Source organism: Burkholderia sp. 3C, assembly GCF_054589155.1.
On sequence record NZ_BAAILN010000092.1, the window covers coordinates 52,074 to 70,787 of the forward strand.

Sequence of the window (18,714 nt, forward strand, 5' to 3'; positions counted from 1 at the left end):
TTCGGTACGGCGTCGCACAGAGTTTCGGTACTCGGAAAATCAATGCGCGGACATGAACGTCAGGGGAATGACAGTGCGCGATCGCGCATTTTCAGGCCGCGTATCAAATATGAAGCAGATCGAATCAAATCGCGCTTGCCGAAAATCACCGCCTTGCGGCGATCGCACGAGAGGGCTTATCGCGCCCTGCGCCTTGACAATCTTGCATCCGAGCCGGCTTGAGTGCAGCGCAGCATCTTGTGCAATGCGTCGAGGCTGCGGAGCGAGGCCGGAAAGTAGCTCAGATTCGAGACATTTCCGACATAAAACCCCTCACTGTTTAAAACACATTTTAAAAAAACGTTTATAAACAAAGACTTGATGTTGTTGGCATGGTTATCGCTGTATGAATCTCACCAACGGCAGATGACCGTCGGCAGTTGTCCTGCACCGGAGTAAGGGCTGGTGCGCTGCAAAAAAATGCTTGGCTGTCCTGCTTTCCAGCTTACAGGCCCGAATTACTTCGGTATGTCAAATGACCCAGCGCCAATATTTATGTCCGATGTCATGACCACACAACCTGCAAATCATCTTCTCGCGTCCTTGCCCGCCTCGGATTTCGACGCGCTTGCACCTCATCTTCAACTCGTTCAATTGAAGAGCGGCCAGTTATTGTCCGATGCCGGGGAAACCGTCAAGAAAGTCTATTTCCCCACCAGTGCCATCATTTCCATGATTTTCCTGATGGCGGACGGCGCCACCGCGGAAGTCGCCGCGGTGGGCAATGAAGGCGTGATCGGCGTGCCCGCCCTGACAGGCGGCTTCACGATGCCGACCCGCATCGAAGTGCGTAGCGGCGGTTACGCCTATGCGATGAATGCGCAATTGTTCAAGCGCGAATTCGATCGCCACGGTTTCGTGCATCAGTTGATGCTCTATTACATCCAGGCGCTGCTCACGCAGGTCGCGCAGAACTCGCTGTGCAACCGTCGCCATCACATCGTCAGGCAGGTCAGCAGCTGGCTGCTGCTCACGCAGGATCGTCTCAAGACTGACGAGCTGGCCGTCACCCAGCAATTGATCGCCTCGATGCTCGGCGTGCGTCGCGAAGGCGTGACGGAGGCCACCGGCAAGCTGCAGGACGCCGGCTTGATCGCGCAGCGGCGCGGCAAGATCACCATCCTCGATCGCGCCGGCCTCGAAGCGTCGGCCTGCGAGTGCTACGGAATCATCAAGGGCGAGTTTCAGCGTCTGCTGCACGCCAGCTCCTCGGCCGAAAGCGCCAGCGACGGCAACGTGCGTCGCATGCATGAGATGCCGTCGAAATCGGCAGGCAGCTATCTCGGGCATCAGATCCGCGCGGCGGCCTATTGAACGCGCGCCGCCCGATCGATTCGCACTGCGTATTGAACTGCATATTGAAAACGAACACCGACCTAGATCGATTCGTACCTCGTCACGGGATGACCAACATGAAAAGCATCGGCAGGATATTCGCACTGTTGACGTGCTGGGCGGCAGCCGCTTGCACGTTCGCCCCCGGGCCGTATCTCAATCCGGCTCAAATGCAGGAACCGGCGAAAAGCGATGCACCGCCGCCGGTGTACCCGGTGCAGATGATCGACGCCGGCGTCATTACCGGCCAGGTGCAGGCCATGAAATCCGAGCCGCCGGCGCTGCCGCAGGCGCCGGACGGCCCGCAGATCGACTATCGGGTCGGCCAGGGCGACATTCTCGGCATCACCGTGTGGGGGCACCCGGAACTGACCGTGACCGGTGCGGCCGCCACGCCGCTGCCGCCGCTCGACAACACGGGCGGGGGCGGCGTCGGCGCGCCGGGCGTGCAGATTACGCCGGACGGCGCGCGCGTGGCGGCCGACGGCACGATCTATTTCCCGACCGTGGGCCGTGTCGCGGTGGCCGGCAAGACCACCGCGCAGATCAGCGCGATGCTGGTGTCGCGCCTGGCGGGCTACGCCATCAAGCCGCAGCTCGACGTGCGCGTGATCCAGTACCGCAGCCAGCAGATCCAGCTCGCCGGCGAAGTGAAGAACCCGGGCTCGCTGCCGATTACCGACCTGAAGCTCACGGTGCTCGACGCGATCACGCGCTCCGGCGGTTCGCTGGCCGATGCGGATCTGCAACGCGTGCAGCTCACGCGCGGCGGCAAGACCTACCTGCTCGACGTGCAGCGCACGCTCGATCGCGGCGACATTTCGCAGAACGTGGCGCTGGAAACGGGCGACATCGTCTACGTGCCCGATCACAACGCGAGCCGCGTGTTCATGCTGGGAGAAATCTCGAAGCCGCAAACCCTGTTCATGGACAAGGGCCGCATGACGCTGGCCGATGCGCTCTCCAATGCAAACGGCATCAACCCGCAAAGTGCGCAGCCGCGGCAGATCCTCGTGATCCGACGCACGTTGAGCGACCCGACCAAGCCGAGCATCTACCGGCTCGACATGACCAAGGTCGATTCGATCCTGCTGTCCACCCAGTTCGACCTGAAGCCGCTCGATGTCGTGTACGTGGGCACCGCGCAGATCGCCCAGGTCAATCGCCTGCTGGAGCAACTGCTGCCGACGGTGACGAGCCTGTATCTGTTCTACGCCGCCACCCGCTAATGCCTGGCCCTGCGCCGCATCCATTCTCAACGAGCAAGGTTTAGAGGAACGACCAACGTGAACAGTCCGAATATGAACGCCCGATATTCCGGAGGCATGCCAGACGACGCGCCGGACGCACTGGGCATGATTCGCGTGTTGCGCGACCACCTGTGGACGGTGGCGGCCATCACGGTTGCCGTGGTGGCGCTGGCCGTGGTGTATATCTGGCTGGCCACGCCGATCTATTCGGCGAGCGCGGTGATCAAGGTCGAGGCGCAGGGCCGCAACGCGCTGGGCTTTGCCGCGGACGGCCAGCAGGTGGTGGTCGGGCAGCGGCCGGCGCGCACCGAGGCCGAGATCGGCATGATGCAGAGCCGCTCGGTGCTCGATCCGGTGCTGGCGCAATACGGCTACAACGTGACCGCCGCGCCGCGCGTGCTGCCGTTGCTCGGCATGCTGTCGCACAAGTTCGCGACGCCGGGCGAACTGTCTCATCCGTGGTTCGGTTTGACGTCCTATGCATGGGGCGGCGAGCAGATCGAGGTCGAATCGATGAAGGTGCCGACCCGCTTCGAGAACCGGCGGCTGCGGCTGCGCGCGCTCGAGAACGGCGCCTACGCGCTGCTCGACGGGAACGGCGCGGTGCTGCTGAACGGCAAGGTGGGCGAGCCGGCGCAGGCCGGCGGCGTATCGATCCGGGTCAAGCAGCTCGCGGCGTTGCCGGGCACCGAATTCAACGTCACGGCCTGGAACGGCGTGAATGCGCTGCAACGCTTCGCGCGCAAGCTCAAGATCGTCGAGAAGGGCAGCGATACCGGGCTCGTGCAGATCACCTACGACAGCGACAACCCGGATCTGTCCGCCAACGTCGCCAATTCGATCGCGGCGGGTTATGTCGCGGCGACCATCGCCGCCAGCCGCGCCAACGACAGCCAGACGCTGGATTTCATCAACCGCGAGCTGCCGCGCTTGCGCGACGAACTGCACCAGGCGGAGGCTTCGCTGATGGGCTATCAGGCGTCGGTCGGCTCGCTGCAGCCGACCGCCGAGGCGCAATCGTATCTGCAGGGCGGCATCGATATCGAGCGGCAGATCGCGACGCTGCAACTGCAGCGCACGCAGATGATGCAGAACTTCACGCCCGACAGCCCGCCGATGCAGAACATCAATCAGCAGATCGCGCAGTTGTCGGCGGCCAAGGCGCAGTTCAACGCGCGTTTCGTGCGCATGCCGGCCTCCGAGCGCACCAACGCCGACCTGAGCCGCAATGCCAAGGTGGCCGAATCGATCTATATCGCGATGGTGAACAAGGCCGAGGAACTGACGGTGCGCCGCGCGAGCACCACGGGCGACGTGCATATCGTCGACGATGCGGTGCGGCCGGTCGATCCGGTGTCGCCCAACGGGCCGATCATCCTGCTGGCCAGCCTCGGCCTCGGCCTGATGCTCGGTGTGCTGCTGGTGTTCTTGCGCCACCGCTACCTGACCGGCGTGACCGATACGAAGTTCATCGAGCGCAACCTGCGCATGCCGATGCTGGCCTCGGTGCTCTACAGCGCGCACCAGGCGCGGCTCGATCAGGCGATGCCGAGCAAGCTGGTGTTCGCGCCGCCCAACGCGGCGATCCAGCGCCGCACGCCGCTGCTGTCGTCCAACGTGCGCACCGACGAGCCCGCGCAGCCGGCCGCCTCGCAATACCTGCTGGCACGCAGCTTCCCGCATGATCCCTCGGTCGAGGCGCTGCGCGGCCTGCGCACGGCCCTGCACCTGCATCTGTACGAGACGGACCGGCCCGACGACGGCGTGATCGTGCTGACCGGCCCCACGCCCGAAACCGGCAAGAGCTTCATCGCGGCGAACCTCGCCGTGCTGGAGGCCGAAACCCGCAAGCGAGTGCTGCTGGTGGATGCGGACATGCGCTGCGGCCGGGCGGCGTCGTTCTTCAGCAAGCCGAACGCGGGCGGCCTGGCCGAACTATTGGCAGGACGCCTGAGCATCGATCAGGCGATCCAGCCGTCGGGCGTGCCGGGCCTGTCGCTCGTGTCGTGCGGCAAATACCCGCCGAACCCGTCCGAACTGCTGATGATGCCGGGCTTCAGGTCGCTGCTCGACGAGTTCAAGCGGCGCTTCGACCTGGTGATCATCGACACGCCGCCGCTGCTGGCCGTGAGCGATGCGGCGATCGTCGCGAACAGCGCCGGCAAGACCGTGATGGTGCTGCGCTCGGGCTCGCATACCGAAGCCGAGATCGAGGAAACGCTTACCCAGCTCGACCGTGCCGGCGCCTGGACGGTGGGCGCCATCTTCAACGTGGTGCCGTTGCGGCGCAGCGAGCGGCGCAGCTACGGCTATACCTCCGCGTATCTCGAACACAACCAGATGGCGACGTGATCCGTGCCCGAGAGTGTGGGGCGACGTACTGAATCAATATCGCGATCGAGTGTTCAATAGACCTGAACAATAGAGCCGTGGGCGGCATGTCGGCGATACGGTCGGTCGATATCGGGATCATCAGGAGTGCGTCAATGAAGTGGCAACTGGCGAGTATTCAACAGGGAGGGTGGGCGCGTATGCACAGCGGGCGTGATCGGGCTGTCGGCAAGCATCGGGGCGTGGCCGGTCGCGCGCCGTTTTTATGTCTACCGTGGTTGACCGACGCCTTCACCTGGAGCACGCCGACATGGCAATCCAAGTGACCGCAACGGCCTTGCCCGAAGTCAAGCTGATCGAACCGGCGGTGTTCGGCGACCGGCGCGGCTTCTTCTTCGAAAGCTTCAACGCGCGCGAATTCGAGGAATCCGTGGCCCAGGGCTTCGAATTCGTGCAGGACAATCACTCGCGCTCGTCGCGCGGCGTGCTGCGCGGCCTGCATTATCAGATCGTGCATCCGCAGGGCAAGCTCGTGAGGGTGACCGCGGGCGAAGTGTTCGACGTTGCCGTCGACCTCAGGCTCAGTTCTCCTAACTTTGGCAAATGGGTGGGCGTTCGGCTCAGTGCCCGCAACCATCGGCAGCTCTGGATTCCACCGGGCTTCGCGCATGGCTTCATCGTGCTGTCGGTGGCGGCGGAGTTCGTCTACAAGGTGACCGATTACTGGTTCCCCGAATACGAACGCAGCCTGCTGTGGAGCGACCCGATGATCAATATCGACTGGCCGATCGAATACCCGCCGGTGCTGGCGACCAAGGATGCCGAAGGCAAGCCGCTGTTCGAGGCCGAGTGCTACCCGTGATGCGCCGCACGGCCACGGCACGAACGGCGTGGCCAACGCATCGCAGGGACGATCCAGCGCCCGCCTGTCATTTTGCATTCCGAATCGATTGTCGTACCTGTCTCAATCATGAACCGGGCAGTGTGCGAGCCCGTACATTCCCGCCGGTTGTCCACCACTAAATTGGCTTCGTTGCGTGCAGTGCAGCATGACTTACGGGCAGCGTCCGCTGTCGATGGGCATCGCGGGTTCGTCTGTCGCGATCCGAATCATCCCGTCTCTTATCGCCTACCAAGATGCTCAAACGCAGCCTGATTTCGAACTATGCAGGTCAGATCGTGACGGTCGTGCTCGGCATGGTCATGGTGCCGGTGTATGTGCATCATCTCGGCGTCGAGGCGTATGGCCTGATCGCGTTCAATGCCGTGCTGCTTGCCTGGGTGCAATTGCTGGATCTCGGCCTGTCGCCCACCCTGTGCCGCGAGCTGGCCCGCGCCACCGACGATGGCTCGAAAGCCGAGGTGCGCGTGTTGTTGCAATCGCTCGAGAAATTCGTGGCGGCCATGTGCGCCGTGCTGGTCGTGCTGTCGATCTTCGGCGCGCCGTTCTTCGCCACCGGCTGGCTCAAGGCGAAGACGCTGCCCGCGCACGACATCGCGCTGGCCTTCGTGCTGATGATGCTGACGGTATCGGCGCGCTGGCTGTCGTCGCTGTATCGCGGCGGCATGGTGGGTATCGACCGGCAGGCGACGCTGAACACGGTGATCGTGATCTTCTCGGTGATTCGCGCCGTGCTGGTGGTGCCGCTGATCGCGATCTGGCCGCGCGTGGACGTGTTCTTCCTGTGGCAACTGGCGGCGATCGTCGGCGAGGCGCTGACCATGCGCCTGCTGCTCGGCCGCGCGATCGGCGCGCCGGTGCTGTCGCGCACGTTTTCACGGGTGGTGCTGGCGGCCCGCGCCAGGCTCTCGCTGTCGATCGCGTTCTCGGCGCTGATGTGGGCCACCTCCACGCAGGCCGACAAGATCATCCTGTCCAAGGTGTTGCCGCTGTCCGCGTTCGGCGTGTTCAGCATGGCGACGCTGCTGGCCAGCGGCATCCTGCTGCTCGCCAGCCCGATCCAGCAGGCGTTCACGCCGCGCTTCACGGCCGACAGCGCGCGCAACCGCGGCTCGCTCGAATCGAGCTATTTCCTCGCCAGCGAGATCCTGATGATCGCGGTGATTCCGGTCGCGATGCTGTTCGCCAGCGTGCCCGACCTGGTGTTCAAGCTGTGGGCGATGTCGCTGCCGGTGAATCCCGACGCCATGACCGTGCTGCGCTGCTATGCGATCGGCAACGGCTGCTCGGCCATCGCGGGCTTGTCGTTCCTGATCCAGTACGCGGACGGCGACCTCTCGCTGCATATCAAGGGCAACCTCGGCTTCGTCGCGATCCTGGTGCCGGCGGTGCTGATCGGCGCGCTGCATTACGGCGCGGTGGGCGCGGCCTATGCGTGGCTCGCCATCAACCTCGCGCAACTGTTTCTGTGGGTCGCCGTGGTGCACCGCAAGTTCCTGCCCGGCATCAATGCGGCCTGGTATCGCGGCCTGCTGATACGGGTGGTGGCGGCCAGTGCGCTGGGCGTGGCGTTTCATTACACCCAGTTCCCGCCGGTCAACCGCTTCGCGCTGCTGATGATCGTGGCGAGCATGTGGCTGCTGATGGTGGGCGCGACGATTGCCGTCTCGCCGATTTCGCAGCGCAAGGCCCGCGATCTGGCCCGCCGCTTCGCCTTGAATTGAGGAGCAAGACATGGAGATTCAACCCGTGAAGCCGCCGGTCATCTCGGTCGTGGTGCTGTGCTACAACCTCGAACGCTATATCGGCCCGTGCCTCGACAGCATCCTGAGCCAGGAAATCGGCGTGCCGTTCGATATCGTGATCGGCGACGACGGCTCGGTGGACGGCTCGCTCGCCATCATCGAAAGCTTTCGCGCGCGGTATCCCGACATCATCAAGCTGGTTGCGCACGAAACCAATGTCGGCTATTCGCGCAACCTGGCCGATGCGATGGCGCAGGCGAGCGGCGAGTACATCGCCACCGTGGACGGCGACGACATGGTGCTGCCCGGCAAGCTCGCGCATCAATACACCTTCCTCGAAACGCAACGCGAATTCGGCATGGTGGCGCACAAGATGCGCACGGTCGACGCACTGACCGGCGAGCCGGTGGATTTCGCGCTCGCCCGCGACAAGCCTGCCGTGTTCGACGCCGAATACCTGATCGAACACGGTCCGTTCTTCCTGAACAGCTCGGTGATGTTTCGCGGCGCGTTGCGCCGCCGCCATCCGGTCGATCTCGAACTGAAGGTAGTGGCCGACGTGGCGAACCTCGTGCAATGCCTGCACGGCAGCCGGGCCGCGTATCTCGATCAGGAACTGGGCGTGTATCGCGTCAACCCGAAGGGCTTCACCTCGACGGTGATCCTCAACCCGGCGCGCCACGAAACCAATATCCAGGACCTGATGCGCACCTGCAACATGGCCGAGGCGCTCGGCATGAAGCGCGACGTGGTCGATCGCGGCCGGGCAGGCGTGTTGCTGCGCTCGGCGATCCTGTACCTCGAAAGCGGCCTGTACGAGCAGTTCCAGCATTGCATCGGCAGGAGCGCCGAGTTCGCGGATGTCGGCGTCAAGCAGCGCGCACTGCATGCGCTGCGAAGCCGTCCGCGCATGCTGCGCTCGCTGTACGTGTTCGCCAAGCAGATGGCAGGCCGGCCGACGGTGCGCGCATGAGCGTGCTGCCGCGAAGCCTCGCGAGGTTCGGTGAAGCGAACTGGCTCGAACGGATCAACACCGTGAAGCGCGCCTATTTCATGCTCAAGACGCGCCTCTGGTATGCCCATCTGTTCGAGCGGGTGGGCAAGGGCAGCGTGATCTATCAGCCTTATCTGCTCGCGAACGTGCAGCACGCCACGGTGGGCGAACGGGTGCTGATACGCGCCGGCGCGCGCATCGAGCTGGTGGTGGGCGAAACCGGCGTGCCGCCCCGATTGTCGATCGGCAACGACGTGAATATCGAACAGAACGTCCATATCGTGTGCGGGTCCCGCATTGAAATTCAGGATGACGTAACGATTACCGGCGGCTGCGCGATCGTCGACGTCGAGCATCCGTTCGAGGATGTGAACGACCCGGTGCGCATCGGCATGCGGCTGCGCACGCAGGGCAACCGCGTGGTGATCGGCGCGGGCAGCTTTATCGGCTTCAACTCGATGATCTTGCCGAACGTGGTGATTGGACGCAACGCGGTGGTGGGCAGCCACGCCGTCGTGACGCGCGATGTGCCTGACTACTGCGTGGTGGCCGGCAATCCGGCGCGCGTGATCAGGCGATACAACCGGAACACGCAAACCTGGGAGCACTGCAAATCATGAAAGTCCTCATCACCGGCGGCGCCGGCTTCATCGGATCGCACCTCGCCAGACAGCTCGCCAGCCAGAACGCGACCGTCACCGTGCTCGACAACCTCGCGCAACAGATTCACGGCGTGGACCCTTATCAGGAATCGTCGCTGCTGCGCTCGCTCGGCAATTCGGTACGCCTGATCGAAGGCTCGGTATGCGACCGCTCGGTGGTCGAGCGCGCCATGCAGGGCCAGGATGCCGTGGTGCACCTGGCCGCCGAAACCGGCACCGGCCAATCGATGTACGAGGTCGGCCATTACATCGACGTGAACGTGGGCGGCAGCGGCGTGCTGCTCGACGTTCTCGTCAAGAACCGCAGCAACACCGTGCGCAAGTTCGTGGTGGCCTCGTCGCGGGCGATCTACGGCGATGGCAAGTACCGCTCGCCGGCGCTCGGCATCGTGTACCCCGATGCACGCGAGGAGCGCGACCTGCTGGCCGGCCGCTTCGACTACCTGTGCCCGGAATCGGGCGAGCCGCTCGAATGCCTGCCCACCGACGAGGAATCGAAGATCCATCCGTCGTCGGTGTACGGCATCACGAAGTACGACCAGGAACAGATGGTGATGACGGTGTGCCGCTCGATCGGCGTCGGCGCGTCGGCGCTGCGTTATCAGAACGTGTACGGGCCGGGCCAGTCGCTGTCGAATCCGTACACGGGGATTCTGTCGATCTTCTCGACCCGCATCAAGAACGGCAACGAGATCAACGTGTTCGAGGACGGGCAGGAGAGCCGCGATTTCGTGTATGTGGACGACGTGGTGGACGCCACGCAGGCCGCGCTGATGAACCCCGAGGCGGCCGGCCGCGTGTTCGGCATCGGCTCGGGCCGCCGCACCGCCGTGATCGACGTGGCGCGCCGGCTCAACGAACTGTATGGCAGCCAGGTGCCGATCAATGTGACCGGCGCATTCCGCCTGGGCGACATCCGCCACAACTACGCCGACCTCACGCGCGCCCGCGAATTTCTCGGCTTCGAGCCGAAGGTGCACTTCGACGAGGGCATCGCGCGTTTCGCCGCCTGGGTGGAGGGGCAGGAGGTCAAGCAGGACAACTACGAGCAGAGCATCGTCGAGATGCAATCCAAGGGGCTGTACCAGGCCAGTCGGGCCGTGGCGTGAGCGGGGAGGGTGGGGCAATGGGCAATGGACGTGTGAAGCCGCTCGGCAAGCCGGGCGCGAAGCCGATGGTGGGCGTGGTGACGGTGCTGTATCACTCCGACGACGTGCTGCCGGATTTCTTCGACAGCCTCGCGGTGCAGGCCGGCGTGGCGATGAAGCTCTACGTGATCGACAACAGCGCGAGCGACAGCGGCAGCATCCTGTCGCGCGAACTGGCGAGCCGGGCGGGCCTGACCGCGCAGGTGGTGTTCAACGACGCCAACGTGGGCGTGGCGCGCGGCAACAACCAGGGCATCGCGATGGCGCTGGCCGACGGTTGCGACTACGTGCTGCTGGCCAACAACGACGTGGAGTTTCGCCACCCCGATACGGTGGCCAGCCTGATCCGGCCGATCGAGGACGGCCCGGACACGCTCGCGACGTTTCCGAAGATCCTCTATCACGGCACCAACCGGATCTGGTGCGCGGGCGGCACGATCTCGCGCATGAAGGCCACCACCGCGCATATCGGCGATGGCGACGAGGACGTCGGGCAGTTCGATCACCCGGGCGAATCCGAATACGCGCCCACCTGCTTCATGGCGCTGCACAAGAGCGTGTTCGCGCGCGTCGGCATGATGGACGAGAAGTATTTCGTCTATTACGACGACACCGATTTCGTGTGGCGCATGAATCAGGCCGGCATACACCTGTGGTACGTGCCGAGTTCGCTCGTCGCGCACAAGGTCAGCTTCTCGACCGGCGGCGGCGAAAGCCCGTTCAGCCTGTTCTATTGCACGCGCAACCGTTTGTACTTCAGCCGCAAGAACCTGGGCTTTCCGTATTCGCTGCTGGCGCAGACCTATTCGGTCGCGGCCATGCTCGTGAAATGCGCGCGCTTCACCTCCGACGGCCGGCGCAGCGTGTTCCGGGGCATCGCCGAAGGCATGCGGCTGCGCGGCGCGCCGGGGCCGGGCTGAACCACGAATCGAGATCGGGCCAGACGGATGGCCAGCCAATCGATACGGAGTGCGATGCAATGAGGCACGCACGCCAAGCCAACGGGGCGGGAACGAGCGATGCGTAAGGGAATCATTCTGGCGGGCGGATCGGGCACGCGCCTCTATCCGATCACGCATGCGGTATCGAAGCAGCTCTTGCCGGTGTACGACAAGCCGATGATCTATTACCCGCTGTGCACGCTGATGGTGGCCGGCATTCGCGAGGTGCTGGTGATTTCCACGCCGCGCGACCTGCCGTGCTTCATCGCCTTGCTCGGCGACGGCAGCCGTTGGGGCATGCATATCCAGTATGCCGAACAACCGTCGCCCGACGGGCTCGCGCAGGCGTTCGTGATCGGGCGCGCGTTCGTCGATGGCCAGCCGTCGGCGCTGATCCTCGGCGACAACATTTTCTACGGCCACGATCAGGTCGCCCAACTCGAAGCCGCGGACCGGCGCACGCAGGGCGCCACCGTGTTCGCCTATCACGTACGCGACCCCGAGCGCTACGGCGTGGTCGAATTCGACCCGCAGTTCCGCGCCTTGTCGATCGAGGAAAAGCCCGAGGTGCCGCGCTCGAACTACGCCGTCACGGGCCTGTATTTCTACGACAGCGAGGTGTGCGACATCGCCGCCGGGATTCGCCCGTCGGCGCGCGGCGAACTGGAAATCACCGACGTCAATCGGCGCTATCTCGAACGCGAGCGCCTGCAGGTCGAAATCATGGGGCGCGGCTATGCGTGGTTCGACACCGGCACGCACGATTCGCTGACCGAAGCGGCCAACTTCGTTGCCACCTTGCAGAAGCGTCAGGGCCTGATGGTGGCCTGCCCGGAGGAGGTGGCGTACCGCCGCAACTGGATCGATGCCGGCCAGCTCGAACGGCTCGCCACGCCGCTGAAGAAGAACGCCTACGGCAAGTATCTGATCAACCTGATCGAAGACGGCGTCGCATGAGCGATAACCGGCTTCTGTGCGAAGCCGAACCGAGTATCGGGCGGGCCGCACTTAGGATTAACCCGAGCACGGCGCTTGCCGCGACTTCAACGAGTTCGGAATCCGAATGATTGCGGTGGACGTTCATCAGAATCAGCGATGCCAACATCAATACGAGGACAGGTCACGTGAGCTCAATCATCAGTCTCGACAGTCTGTCGGAACGGCACATCGAACTGCGCCCGTTTCCGGCCTTGACGATCAAGGTGGCGCTGGCGGCCACCGATGTGATCGGTTTCGCCGTGGCCCTGCTGATCACCACCAACGTGCTCGGCACGTTCCAGAGCGATCCGCAGATCAGCCTCTGGAAAGCGATCAGCCAGCAGCCGATGGTGGTGTACATGCTGCTGTCGTTCGGCGGCACGCTGTGGTTCTGGCTGCGCGTGCGGCACTACGGGCTGCGCCGGCCGTTCGGGCGCGAGTTGCGCGAGGTGTTCGAGGCGCTGGTGGTGCTCGCGATCCTGCATCTCGCGCTGACCACGCTGACCAAGGGCATGTTCTCGCGCGGCTGGTGGGCGATGACCTGGAGCGGCGCGTTCGTGCTGGTGCCCACGTTCCGGCTGGTGACGAAGAAGGTGCTCGACATGGCGCACCTGTGGAAGCGCCCGACGCTGATCGTCGGCTGCGGCGAGTCGGCGCTCGAAGCGCAGCGCCTGATGTCGGCGCAGTTGTATCTGGGCGCGGACGTGGTGGCCTACGTGGCGCCCGATGGCCGGGCCGACACGGCGTTCGTCGGCGACGTGCCGGTACTGAAGGGCTTGTCCGCCGCCACGCTCAAGGCTTTGCCCGGCGCGCAGGTGGTGATCGCGCTGGAGCCGGAGGACAAGGAGCTGCGCAACGCGTGGATCCGCGACCTGACCGAAAGCGGCATTCGCGACCTGACCGTGATGGCCCCGATGCGCGGCGTGCCGCTCTGCAAGACCGACGTGTCCTACTTCTTCGGCCATGAAGTGATGATGCTGCGCGTGCAGAACAACCTCACGCGGTTCTCGGCCAAGGTGCTCAAGCGGGCGTTCGACGTGACGGCGGGCGGCCTGCTGATGCTGATGTTGCTGCCCATTTTCGCCATCCTGACGATTCTGGTGGCGAAGGATGGCGGCTCGGCGTTCTTCGGCCACACGCGCATCGGCCAGAACGGCAGGAAGTTCAAGTGCTACAAGTTCCGTTCGATGGTGCTCGACGCCGACAAGGTGCTCAAGGAGTTGCTCGCGAACGACCCGGTGGCGCGCGCCGAATGGGACAAGGATTTCAAGCTCAAGCACGACGTGCGCGTCACGCGCATCGGCTCGGTGCTGCGCAAGACCAGCCTCGACGAGTTGCCGCAATTGTGGAACGTGCTGCGCGGCGACATGAGCCTGGTCGGGCCGCGCCCGGTGGTGGAAAAGGAAATCGAGCGCTATGGCGCCGATGCCGCCTACTACCTGCTGGCCAAGCCGGGCATGACGGGCCTCTGGCAGGTCAGTGGCCGCAACGACACCGATTACGCGCGCCGCGTGTTCCTCGACGCCTGGTACGTGCGCAATTGGTCGCTGCGCAGCGATATCGCGATCCTGTTCAAGACGATCGGCGTGGTGCTCCATCGCGACGGCGCGTACTGACCGCCGGCCAGCCGGCTCGGGACCGTCAGCCAGCCGGCCCGGCCGCCGCCGTCTTCTGCAGTCCGGAACATTCAACCGATGTGGGAAACCCCGCCATGCTGAAAGTCACCAAAGCCGTATTCCCGGTCGCTGGCCTCGGGACGCGGTTCCTGCCGGCCACCAAGGCCAGCCCGAAGGAAATGCTGCCGATCGTCGACAAGCCGCTGATTCAATATGCGGTGGAGGAAGCGGTGGCGGCCGGCATCACCGAGCTGATCTTCGTGACGGGCCGCAGCAAGCGCGCGATCGAGGATCACTTCGACAAATCCTACGAGATCGAGGCCGAGCTGGAGGCGCGCAACAAGCACAAGCTGCTCGACATCGTCCGCAACATCAAGCCGGCCAACGTGGATTGCTTCTACGTGCGCCAGGCCACCGCGCTCGGGCTCGGCCATGCCGTGCTGTGCGCCGAGAAGCTGATAGGCGACAGCCCGTTCGTGGTGATCCTGGCCGACGACCTGCTGCACGGCCCGACGCCCGTGGTGAAGCAACTGATCGAGATGTTCGATCACTATCACAGCTCGGTGGTGGGCGTCGAAACCATCGCGCGCGAGGAAAGCGCCTCGTACGGCGTGGTGGACGGCCGCCTGTGGGGCGACAACGTGATCAAGCTGTCCGGCATCGTCGAGAAGCCTGCGCCGGCCGATGCGCCGTCGAATTTCGGCGTGGTGGGCCGCTATGTGCTGATGCCGACGATCTTCCGCCATATCCGCGCGTTGCAGCCCGGCGCCGGCGGCGAACTGCAACTGACCGACGCGCTGCAATCGCTGCTGACCGAGGAGCAGGTGCTGGCCTACCGGTATCACGGCACGCGTTTCGATTGCGGCAGCAAGCTCGGCTATTTGAAGGCAACGGTCGAATTTGCGCTGCGTCACCCCGAGGTCAAGGCGGAATTCGAGGCCTACCTGCAGCAATTCCTGCAAGCCCAACCGGCCGTGGCCCTGTCCTGACGGCCGTTGCATCATATTCGTCGGAAGATTTCCACTCCCGCACCGGGCGGCCCGCGCCGGCCGGTGCGCGTCCCTGTTTGATCTCGCGCTTATCGGCGCGGCCCACGCGTGCGCTACACTCCCTGCCTTGAAAACTGAATCGCTAGAGAAACTGAATGAGACGGATCGGCGTGTATGTCGACGCAAGCAATATCGGGATGAACGGCGGCCACGGCATGCGCTATGAAGCGCTGCGCGAGCTGGCGTGCCGCGCGGAAGGCTTCGCGCAACGTCTGAACGTGTATATCGCCTACGACCTGCAGCGTGCCGAGCAGTCGCCGGAATACAGCGCGAAGGCGCTCGGTTATCAGTCGGCGCTGCGCGACCAGGGCTTCCGTGTCACGGTCAAGCACGTCAAGCATTTCACCGACGACGAAGGCAACGAGGTGTCGAAGTCGAACGCCGATCTCGACATGGCCGTCGACGTGCTGATGGAATCCGAACGGCTCGACACCGTGATGCTGGTCACCGGCGACGGCGATTTCGTTCAGGTGGTGCGCGCGTTGCAGAGCAAGGGCTGCCGCGTGGAGATTCTCGGCTTCGGCAATGTGTCGCGCGAGCTGCGTGATGCGGCCGATCAATACATCAACGGCTATCTGGTGCCGGGGCTGTTGTCGACCGACAGCTCGCCCGATCCGCGTGCGCGCTGGGGCAGCATCGGCAGCCGCGTGCGCGGCGCGTGCAACCGCTTCGATCATCAGGAAGGGCGCGGCTTCCTCAATTTCTGGCCCGAGATGCCGCGTGCGTCGATCGTGACGGCCAGCGAAACCAAGGGCGCGTATTTCCGCACGGCGTCGCTGGTGGACCCGCAGATCATCTCGAAGCTGCCGTCGCGCCAGTATGTGTTCGAGTTCGACCTGGTCGAGCCGGCCAAGCCGGATGGCTTGCCGGAGGCCAAGCGGATCGTGCTGGTGAATTGAGCGGCGGGCTCAGGCTCGCCGCCTGCCGTCCGTCACTCCGCCTCCCGCAATCTTCGCATCACGCAATCTTCGCCACTCGCGCGCCGCCTTCGCTCGCCATCGCTTCGCGCACACAGGCCGCGAACGCCAGCGCCGCCGGCTGCGCCTCGGCCGGCGGCGCGGGTGTTCGCAGGCAAATCGCGAACGGCGGCAACACCGGCAAGCCGGCCGCATGCGGCGCGAGCGTTTCGAGATCGGCCGGCACCGTCGACACGAGCCACGCCGTCACGGCCAGCCCCGCGCGAACCGTGGCGGCGGTGGCCTCGATGCTGCCGCTCTCGAACACCGTGCGCCAGGCGATCGCCCGCTCGGCCAGCGCGCCGAGCACCCAGGGGCGGAACGCGCAGCGCTCGTCCACCATCGACAGCGGCAACGGCCGCTTCTGCCATGCGTCGCTGCCGCGGCCCGTCACCCACACCAATGGTTCGATGCGGATCACTTCGCCGGCAGCCTCGCTCGCGACCGATTCGACCAGCGCCACGTCCACCCGGCCGGCATCCAGCGCGTCGCCCAGCTCGGCCGACGCCGCGCACACCAGCGACAATTCCACCTGCGGATGCGCTTCGGCGAACGCCTTCATGGCCGGCGCGAGCGGCGTGACGAGATCGAACGGCACGCCCACTCGAAGGCTGCCGCGCAACGCATCGGCCTGCATGTCGGCCCAGATTTCGTCGTTGAGATGCAGCAATTGGCGCGCCTTGACCAGAAACGTCTCGCCCTGACGCGACAGCGCGAGCTTGCGCGTCTGGCGCACGAACAGCAGGCAGCCGAGCCCGTCCTCCAGGCGCTTGACCTGCTGGCTCACGGCGCCTTGCGTCATGTGCAGCCGGTTCGCGGCGACGGTCATGCCGCCGCTGTCGGCAACGGCCACAAAGGTGCGGATCAGATCGAGATCGAGGTTTCGCGTCATCGACGCATTATGCAGCGTAATGCATCGCATCAAAATTATTGGTTTTCCTGATGGATGGCGGCTCGGTACAGTCATCGCTTTCGATCGACGGGATTCGTACCGATGGCTGCCTCTTACGCTCCGCTGTTTCTGTTCGTCGTGGTGGCGACCGTCACGCCCGGCGGCGCCACCACCCTGGCCACGGCGTCCGGCGCGCGCTTCGGCTTCCTGCGCTCGATTCCGCTGATGCTGGGGATCGCGCTGGGGCTGGCGTCGCTGGCGGCGTTTGCCGCGCTCGGGCTGGCCAGCGTGCTGCTGGCGATGCCGGCGCTGCAAACGGCGGTCAAGGCGATCGGTTCGGCCTATCTGCTGTGGCTCGCCTGGCGCATCGCGCGCAGCGGCCCGATGAACGCGGGCGAGGGGCCGGCGCAGCCGATCACGCTCGTCAATGGCGCGCTGCTGCTGTGGCTCAATCCGAAAAGCTGGGCGATGACGGTGGGCGCGGCGGCATCGTTCGCACTGCTGGCGAACACCCCCGGCGGGCTCGCGCTGCTGCTGGCGGTGTCGTTCGCCGTGGCGGCGAGCGCATCGCTGGCGCTGTGGTGCTCGCTCGGGGCGCTGCTGGCGCGCGTGTTCCGCACGCCGCGTCAGTGGCGTGCGCTCAATCTGGTGCTGGGGGCACTGCTGGCGGGGTCGGTGGTGCTGACCTGGCGATGAGGATGCCGAACCGTTTCGCTCCGTTTCCCGTGAAAGTCCGTCAATCCTCGTGGGTGCTGCCTGCGAGCAGCAGGTCGATATAGTCGTTCGCCACCCGCAACGCCGATTTCGTGTCGAACGGCTGGCCGGCCGTCGCGCCGCGCAACCACAGGCCGTCGATGATCGCGGCGAGGCCGGTGGCTGCGCGCCGGGCGGCCGCCACCGGCAGCGCGTGCTTGAACTCGGCGCACAGGTTCGAATAAAGCCGCCGCGTATTCAATCGCTGCAACCGGCCCAGCGTGGGCTGGTGCATGCTCTCCGCCCAGAACGCGAGCCATGTCTTCATGACGGGCGAGCTGACCTGCGACACATCGAAATTCGCCGCGACGATGGCGCGCAACCGTGCGCGCGGCTCGGCGCGCGCCGCGAGGCGGCGGCGCTGCGTGGCCGTCCACAGGTCATGCAGGATGTGGCGCATGGTGGCTTCCAGCAGGCCGTCCTTGCCGCCGAAATAATGGCTGACGATCCCGGTCGAGATATTGGCGCGCTGCGCGACCAGCGCGAGCGTGGTGCCGGACAAACCTTCGTGCTCGATGGTCTGCAAGGTCGCATCGATCAATTGCGCGCGCCGCACTTCGCGGATTCCGATTTTTGGCATGGCGATCCGCCTGGGTTCTCGAACAGGCGCCAATCTTATGCGGACATTGAATCCCGAACAATGGGCAATGCCGATGCGACGGCGCGGCAAGCGGCGCATGCCACGGCGGCGGGTTCGACGCGGGCCGATCCGGCGCTTGCCTCGCGCCAACGCAAACCGGGTGTCGATCGGGCGCCATCGCGCTACGATTCCGATGCCGCGCCTGGCGGGGCGCACCGCCCGGGCCAAGGCGCGGGCCGTGCGCCATGCCGGTTCGATTTCCGAAAGTTGAAGACACGTTCAATAAAAGACCTTATTGCACAAGGCTTTCATAAAAACAGTGAAGTCGCATTTGGAAAAGCTTTTGTCGCAAAACCTCCGCTGCGCCGAATTGATTCCACGAATGATTCGATACATGGGATTTGCACCGCGCAGGCCGCCACGGGCTCGGCGCGAGCCAACCCGCGGCAGGTTGCCGGGAAGCCGGCTCCCTCATGCCGATAACCTCCAATACGTACGGGAGTCCTTCATGTTGATGCGATTCAAGCAATTCAAGGCAGCCGGC

The 18,714-nt window shown here is 64.7% G+C and carries 16 protein-coding genes; 14 read left to right on the top strand and 2 right to left on the bottom strand.

Annotated elements, in window-relative coordinates; genetic code table 11:
* Nucleotides 1-546: 546 nt before the first annotated feature.
* The 13 genes from ACYP33_RS16480 to ACYP33_RS16540 all read left to right on the top strand — a co-directional run bounded on the left by ACYP33_RS16480 (nt 547) and on the right by ACYP33_RS16540 (nt 15,888).
* On the top strand, nt 547-1,353 hold the full coding sequence (locus tag ACYP33_RS16480) for a Crp/Fnr family transcriptional regulator (protein ID WP_414445583.1): 807 nt from the start codon (nt 547-549) through the stop codon (nt 1,351-1,353).
* A gap of 242 nt (nt 1,354-1,595) precedes the next feature.
* Complete coding sequence (locus ACYP33_RS16485; protein ID WP_414451952.1) at nt 1,596-2,603, top strand: polysaccharide biosynthesis/export family protein; 1,008 nt, start codon at nt 1,596-1,598, stop codon at nt 2,601-2,603.
* A 96-nt stretch (nt 2,604-2,699) separates the two neighbouring features.
* Nucleotides 2,700-4,976 (top strand): polysaccharide biosynthesis tyrosine autokinase, encoded by a 2,277-nt coding sequence (locus ACYP33_RS16490; RefSeq protein WP_459622853.1) that lies wholly within the window; start codon nt 2,700-2,702, stop codon nt 4,974-4,976.
* A 289-nt stretch (nt 4,977-5,265) separates the two neighbouring features.
* Nucleotides 5,266-5,817, top strand: a complete 552-nt coding sequence (gene rfbC, locus ACYP33_RS16495; protein WP_459622854.1) for a dTDP-4-dehydrorhamnose 3,5-epimerase — start codon at nt 5,266-5,268, stop codon at nt 5,815-5,817.
* Nucleotides 5,818-6,092: 275 nt separating this feature from the next.
* On the top strand, nt 6,093-7,580 hold the full coding sequence (locus ACYP33_RS16500; RefSeq protein ID WP_459622855.1) for a lipopolysaccharide biosynthesis protein: 1,488 nt from the start codon (nt 6,093-6,095) through the stop codon (nt 7,578-7,580).
* 10 nt (nt 7,581-7,590) lie between these two features.
* On the top strand, nt 7,591-8,574 hold the full coding sequence (locus tag ACYP33_RS16505) for a glycosyltransferase family 2 protein (protein WP_459622856.1): 984 nt from the start codon (nt 7,591-7,593) through the stop codon (nt 8,572-8,574).
* Nucleotides 8,571-9,215: an acyltransferase gene (locus ACYP33_RS16510; protein WP_414449411.1), complete on the top strand. Its 645-nt coding sequence runs from the start codon at nt 8,571-8,573 to the stop codon at nt 9,213-9,215. Before ACYP33_RS16505 ends, ACYP33_RS16510 begins: the two co-directional genes overlap by 4 nt.
* Nucleotides 9,212-10,366 (top strand): NAD-dependent epimerase/dehydratase family protein, encoded by a 1,155-nt coding sequence (locus ACYP33_RS16515; RefSeq protein WP_414449410.1) that lies wholly within the window; start codon nt 9,212-9,214, stop codon nt 10,364-10,366. The genes ACYP33_RS16510 and ACYP33_RS16515 overlap by 4 nt, the downstream gene beginning before the upstream one ends.
* 17 nt (nt 10,367-10,383) lie before the next feature.
* Complete coding sequence (locus ACYP33_RS16520; protein ID WP_459622857.1) at nt 10,384-11,325, top strand: glycosyltransferase family 2 protein; 942 nt, start codon at nt 10,384-10,386, stop codon at nt 11,323-11,325.
* Nucleotides 11,326-11,424: 99 nt separating this feature from the next.
* Nucleotides 11,425-12,303: a glucose-1-phosphate thymidylyltransferase RfbA gene (rfbA, locus tag ACYP33_RS16525; RefSeq protein ID WP_414449408.1), complete on the top strand. Its 879-nt coding sequence runs from the start codon at nt 11,425-11,427 to the stop codon at nt 12,301-12,303.
* 233 nt (nt 12,304-12,536) lie between these two features.
* Nucleotides 12,537-13,940, top strand: a complete 1,404-nt coding sequence (gene wbaP, locus ACYP33_RS16530; RefSeq protein WP_414451951.1) for an undecaprenyl-phosphate galactose phosphotransferase WbaP — start codon at nt 12,537-12,539, stop codon at nt 13,938-13,940.
* 95 nt (nt 13,941-14,035) lie between these two features.
* Nucleotides 14,036-14,929 (top strand): UTP--glucose-1-phosphate uridylyltransferase GalU, encoded by an 894-nt coding sequence (gene galU / locus ACYP33_RS16535; RefSeq protein ID WP_459622858.1) that lies wholly within the window; start codon nt 14,036-14,038, stop codon nt 14,927-14,929.
* Between the two features lie 155 nt (nt 14,930-15,084).
* Nucleotides 15,085-15,888, top strand: a complete 804-nt coding sequence (locus ACYP33_RS16540; protein ID WP_414449406.1) for a LabA-like NYN domain-containing protein — start codon at nt 15,085-15,087, stop codon at nt 15,886-15,888.
* Between the two features lie 58 nt (nt 15,889-15,946).
* Here ACYP33_RS16540 and ACYP33_RS16545 read toward each other — a convergent pair whose 3' ends face one another.
* Nucleotides 15,947-16,837 (bottom strand): LysR substrate-binding domain-containing protein, encoded by an 891-nt coding sequence (locus tag ACYP33_RS16545; protein ID WP_414449405.1) that lies wholly within the window; start codon nt 16,835-16,837, stop codon nt 15,947-15,949.
* Between the two features lie 102 nt (nt 16,838-16,939).
* On the opposite strand from ACYP33_RS16545, the gene ACYP33_RS16550 reads away from it, so the two are divergent.
* A complete protein-coding gene (locus ACYP33_RS16550; protein ID WP_414449404.1) occupies nt 16,940-17,533 on the top strand; it encodes a LysE family translocator in 594 nt (197 codons plus the stop codon).
* A gap of 40 nt (nt 17,534-17,573) precedes the next feature.
* Here the strand turns inward: ACYP33_RS16550 and betI are convergent, their stop codons facing one another.
* Nucleotides 17,574-18,170 (bottom strand): transcriptional regulator BetI, encoded by a 597-nt coding sequence (gene betI / locus ACYP33_RS16555; protein ID WP_414451950.1) that lies wholly within the window; start codon nt 18,168-18,170, stop codon nt 17,574-17,576.
* Nucleotides 18,171-18,714: the final 544 nt, after the last annotated feature.

Excerpts from the sequence above, each read along its gene's own strand:
- galU (WP_459622858.1), top strand. The coding sequence starts at position 14,036 with ATGCTGAAAGTCACCAAAGCCGTATTCCCGGTCGCTGGCCTCGGGACG.
- ACYP33_RS16500 (WP_459622855.1), top strand. The coding sequence starts at position 6,093 with ATGCTCAAACGCAGCCTGATTTCGAACTATGCAGGTCAGATCGTGACG.
- ACYP33_RS16515 (WP_414449410.1), top strand. The coding sequence starts at position 9,212 with ATGAAAGTCCTCATCACCGGCGGCGCCGGCTTCATCGGATCGCACCTC.
- ACYP33_RS16520 (WP_459622857.1), top strand. The coding sequence starts at position 10,384 with ATGGGCAATGGACGTGTGAAGCCGCTCGGCAAGCCGGGCGCGAAGCCG.
- rfbC (WP_459622854.1), top strand. The coding sequence starts at position 5,266 with ATGGCAATCCAAGTGACCGCAACGGCCTTGCCCGAAGTCAAGCTGATC.
- betI (WP_414451950.1), bottom strand. The coding sequence starts at position 18,170 with ATGCCAAAAATCGGAATCCGCGAAGTGCGGCGCGCGCAATTGATCGAT.
- ACYP33_RS16505 (WP_459622856.1), top strand. The coding sequence starts at position 7,591 with ATGGAGATTCAACCCGTGAAGCCGCCGGTCATCTCGGTCGTGGTGCTG.
- rfbA (WP_414449408.1), top strand. The coding sequence starts at position 11,425 with ATGCGTAAGGGAATCATTCTGGCGGGCGGATCGGGCACGCGCCTCTAT.
- ACYP33_RS16510 (WP_414449411.1), top strand. The coding sequence starts at position 8,571 with ATGAGCGTGCTGCCGCGAAGCCTCGCGAGGTTCGGTGAAGCGAACTGG.
- ACYP33_RS16550 (WP_414449404.1), top strand. The coding sequence starts at position 16,940 with ATGGCTGCCTCTTACGCTCCGCTGTTTCTGTTCGTCGTGGTGGCGACC.
- ACYP33_RS16480 (WP_414445583.1), top strand. The coding sequence starts at position 547 with ATGACCACACAACCTGCAAATCATCTTCTCGCGTCCTTGCCCGCCTCG.
- ACYP33_RS16490 (WP_459622853.1), top strand. The coding sequence starts at position 2,700 with ATGCCAGACGACGCGCCGGACGCACTGGGCATGATTCGCGTGTTGCGC.
- ACYP33_RS16485 (WP_414451952.1), top strand. The coding sequence starts at position 1,596 with ATGATCGACGCCGGCGTCATTACCGGCCAGGTGCAGGCCATGAAATCC.
- ACYP33_RS16545 (WP_414449405.1), bottom strand. The coding sequence starts at position 16,837 with ATGACGCGAAACCTCGATCTCGATCTGATCCGCACCTTTGTGGCCGTT.
- ACYP33_RS16540 (WP_414449406.1), top strand. The coding sequence starts at position 15,085 with ATGAGACGGATCGGCGTGTATGTCGACGCAAGCAATATCGGGATGAAC.